Genomic DNA, 3,239 nt, shown 5'->3' with positions numbered 1-3,239 from the left:
AAGAATTACTGCGTTTGAACAGTAAGCTGTTAACAGTGGAATGAGTTTGCGCGAGTTATTTATGGCTAATGAGTTATGACTAGTGATTTATGGCTAATGATTTAGGGCCAATGATTTAAGGCATATGATTTAGTACTGAGTTTACAGTCAACGCACAGAAATTAAGGTAGGGATATAAAATGACAGCACGTATTCAAGTAGGTGGATTACACATAGCGCAAGCATTGTGGCAATTGGTCGACAGTGACATTTGCCCAGGTACTGGCATTGATTCAGCAACCTTTTGGGCAAAATTTGAGGACATTATTAGCGAATTTTCTCCCGTTAATGTGAAGCTGTTAGAAAAAAGACAACAACTACAACAGCAAATTGATCAATGGCATATTGACCATCCCACCAAAGATTTTGACCCTGCAAAATATAAAGCTTTTCTATTTGAAATAGGTTACTTGGTGCCTGAGGGTGAGGCTTTTCAAATTAGCACTGAAAATGTCGACCATGAAATTGCCGCGCAAGCGGGACCACAACTTGTAGTGCCGGTTAAAAATGCTCGCTTTGCGCTTAACGCTGCCAATGCTCGTTGGGGCAGCTTGTATGATGCGCTATATGGCACTGACGCGATATCTGAAGACGGTGGCGCGGAGCTCACTAAACAATACAACCCGGTACGCGGCAATAAAGTTATCGCTTTTGCCAAACAACACTTAGATACCGCTGCGCCCTTAGCACAAGGCAGCCATGCCGATGTGACCCGTTATTACCTCGACGCGGGTGTGTTACGGGTGCAATTAACTGACGGCTCTACCACAACCTTGGCCCAAACCGATAAATGTGTGGGTTACCAAGGTAGTGCCGATGCACCAAGTGCTATTTTGTTAGTTAATAATGGTCTGCATATCGAAATTCAAATAGATCCAAGCAGTGTTATTGGTGGCAGTGATCGCGCTGGCGTTAAAGACTTACTGGTTGAAGCCGCTGTTACCACCATTATGGACTGTGAGGACTCTGTCGCTGCAGTGGATGCTGAAGACAAGGTTGAAGTTTATCGCAATTGGTTAGGTTTGATGCAAGGTAATTTATCTGCTTCGCTGACTAAAAATGGTAAAGAGATTGTAAGAGAACTCAATGACGACCGCGTCTATACCGCAGCTAATGTCAACCAGAGTACCAACCAGAATGCAGATGTAAAAACAGTCACTTTACCCGGCAGAAGTTTGTTATTTGTGCGTAATGTGGGTCACTTGATGACCATTGATGCTGTGCTGGATAAAAATGGCAACGAAGTACCTGAAGGGATACTTGATGGCATGATCACTGTGCTCGCTGCGATGCACGACCTTAAAGGTAACAATAATAGTCGTAGTAATAGCCGCAAAGGTTCGGTGAATATTGTAAAACCTAAAATGCATGGCCCTGAAGAAGTGCAATTTACCTGTGACCTGTTTACTAAGATAGAAGATGCGCTCAAGCTTCCGCGTAATACTATTAAGGTAGGCATTATGGATGAAGAGCGCAGAACGACACTGAATTTAAAAGAGTGCATTAGGGCTGCGAAAGATCGCGTGGTGTTTATTAATACTGGCTTTCTTGATCGCACAGGTGATGAGCTGCATACCTCAATGCTAGCGGGCGCGTTTGTGCCTAAATCGGTGATGAAACAGCAAAAATGGATTAGTGCTTACGAAGATTGGAATGTCGATATTGGGCTTGAATGTGGCTTACAAGGTCGCGCTCAAATCGGTAAAGGCATGTGGCCAATGCCAGATGAAATGGCAGCGATGCTTGAACAAAAATCGGCTCATCCTAAAGCGGGCGCAAATACAGCGTGGGTGCCTTCGCCAAATGGTGCCGTGCTGCATTCTATTCATTATCATCAAATTAATGTGGCAGACGTTCAGCAAAAAATTAAACAACGCCCACGTGCTAGCATTGACAGTTTGTTGACCATTCCTTTACTTGCTGAAGGGGTAACACTCACCAATGAGCAAATTACTTTTGAACTAGAAAATAATGCCCAGGGTATTTTGGGCTATGTTGTGCGCTGGATTGATCAAGGTGTAGGTTGTTCAAAAGTGCCAGATATTAATAATGTCGGCTTGATGGAAGACAGAGCAACCTTGCGAATTTCATCGCAATATTTAGCTAATTGGCTTGAACATGACCTATGCAGTGAAGCGCAATTGATGGCGGCGTTGAAAAAAATGGCCGCGGTGGTGGATACTCAAAATGCAGGTGATCCGTTGTACACTAATATGGCGCCTCACTTTGACGGCATCGCCTTTAAAGCGGCATGCGATTTGATTTTTAAAGGAAAATCTCAGCCTTCTGGTTACACAGAGCCTTTGCTACATGCTTATCGAATTCAAGTTAAAGCTAAAGCAGGTTAACTTTTAGCGTTAATACCGGCTCTGAGTTTATGTAGTCACTCAATAAATAAGCCCTGATCTTGCAAAGATTAGGGCTTTTTTTTGTGGCCACTTTTTAATTGACCACTCAGAATGCGTCCAGCAGTTTTTGATTTAGGCGTCGCTATGCAGTAATGGTGTTCCCTTTCAAATCGCGAGAACGCAGAGCAAAAGCTGCTGGAGCATTCCTTTCAGGCGAGTTTTAAAAAGGCTTACACTGCGTTGCATGACTTCGAAAGAGAACCACTATTCATTCAGTCATGCGCCTTATATAAGCCCTTTTAAACTCTCGCTGAGCCATCACTTATTAACGCGTAATGGTATAAACTTTTAACGTACCCGCTAGCCTGCGGTGTTTTGACCAGATTGTTGGGTCGATTTATTTCAGATGCAGAGCGTTTAATCGCTGGTCACATTTATGATTGTTTTCGCTGTCAGATTAAGCGAGTCTATATAAAACCGACTAGAAATGAGCTTTATGAAATATTCGTTATTCGCTTTGGGGTTACTGTTTAGTAGCCAGACACTGTTTGCTATGGATGTTGAATATACTGCAACGCCTATCAAGATTGATGGGGTTGCCGACGCAGCATGGCAGCAAGCTAAATGGCAGACTATGCCGTATTTAATGGATGGGGTGTTGCCAGATTCTGCGAGTGATTTTAGCGGTAAATATAAGTTGTTGTGGGATGAGCACTATTTGTATCTGCAAGCTGAAATTACCGACGATGTGTTGCTTGATACCCATGCCGACCCAACGGTGAATTATTGGGATGATGACACCTTAGAGGTGTTTATTGATAGCGATGCCTCAGGCGGCGATCATCAGTTTAA

The 3,239-nt window shown here is 43.4% G+C and carries 2 protein-coding genes; both read left to right on the top strand.

The genetic code is table 11. From position 1 onward, the window contains the following. Positions 1-179: 179 nt before the first annotated feature. Complete coding sequence (locus tag CXF78_RS17920; protein ID WP_102037526.1) at positions 180-2,387, top strand: malate synthase G; 2,208 nt, start codon at positions 180-182, stop codon at positions 2,385-2,387. A 496-nt stretch (positions 2,388-2,883) separates the two neighbouring features. Continuing rightward, positions 2,884-3,239 (top strand): sugar-binding protein (locus CXF78_RS17915; protein ID WP_257984941.1); only part of this gene is annotated, 356 nt, incomplete at its 3' end.

The organism is Shewanella sp. 11B5, assembly GCF_002836795.1.
Classification (GTDB): Bacteria; Pseudomonadota; Gammaproteobacteria; order Enterobacterales; family Shewanellaceae; genus Shewanella; species Shewanella frigidimarina.
This window is presented reverse-complemented; position numbering and strand designations above follow the sequence as displayed.

Coding starts and splice junctions, on each gene's coding strand:
- CXF78_RS17920 (WP_102037526.1), top strand. CDS start 180: ATGACAGCACGTATTCAAGTAGGTGGATTACACATAGCGCAAGCATTG.